We start from the raw sequence: 1,014 nt of genomic DNA on the forward strand, positions 1-1,014 counted from the left end.
CGCCTGCTATCAGCTGTTCATCTCCGGGCTCCTCGACGTCACCGACAACGTCGACCACAAAACGAAGAAGGTCAGCCCGCCGCCCGGGGTGATCCGGCGCGACGGCGACGACGCTTACCTGGTGGTGGCCGCGGACAAGGGCACCGCCACCTTCTCCGACATCGCCAACGACGTCGCGAAGTCCTACGGATTCTGGTTGGGTGATGCGTTCGCATCCGGCGGATCGGTGGGCTATGACCACAAGGCCATGGGCATCACGGCCAAAGGCGCGTGGGAGGCCGTCAAGCGACACTTCCGGGAGATGGGCGTCGACACCCAGTCCGAGGACTTCACGGTGGTGGGCGTGGGCGACATGAGCGGCGACGTGTTCGGCAACGGCATGCTGCTGTCCAGACACATCAGGCTGATCGCGGCCTTCGATCACCGGCACGTCTTTCTCGACCCCGACCCCGACCCCGCGGCCTCGTGGGAGGAGCGCCGGCGGATGTTCGACCTGCCGCGATCCAGCTGGGACGACTACGACAAGTCGCTGATCAGTGAGGGCGGCGGGGTGTACAGCCGCGAGCACAAATCCATCCCGGTCAGCTCGCAGGTGCGCGACGCGCTGGGCATCGACGGCGAGGTCACCGAAATGACGCCGCCGAACCTGATCAAGGCGATCCTGCAGGCGCCGGTCGACCTGCTGTTCAACGGGGGCATCGGCACCTACATCAAGGCCGAGTCGGAGTCCGACGCCGACGTCGGCGACCGCGCCAACGATCCCGTGCGGGTCAACGCGAGCCAGGTGCGCGCCAAGGTGATCGGGGAAGGCGGGAACCTGGGGGTGACCGCCCTTGGCCGCGTCGAATTCGATCTGTCGGGCGGGCGGATCAACACCGACGCCATGGACAACTCCGCCGGGGTGGACTGCTCGGACCACGAGGTCAACATCAAAATCCTGATCGACTCGCTGGTGACGGCAGGCCGCGTCGACCCCGCCGAGCGCAAAGAGCTGCTGGAGTCGATGACCGACGA

1 protein-coding gene is annotated in these 1,014 nt (G+C 66.5%); it reads left to right on the forward strand.

Going from position 1 to position 1,014, the window contains the following annotated elements; genetic code table 11:
• Nucleotides 1-1,014 (forward strand): NAD-glutamate dehydrogenase domain-containing protein (locus tag A9X03_RS26725; protein ID WP_197696155.1); only part of this gene is annotated, 1,014 nt, incomplete at both ends.

The organism is Mycobacterium sp. E1715 (assembly GCF_001667625.1).
GTDB lineage: Bacteria > Actinomycetota > Actinomycetes > Mycobacteriales > Mycobacteriaceae > Mycobacterium.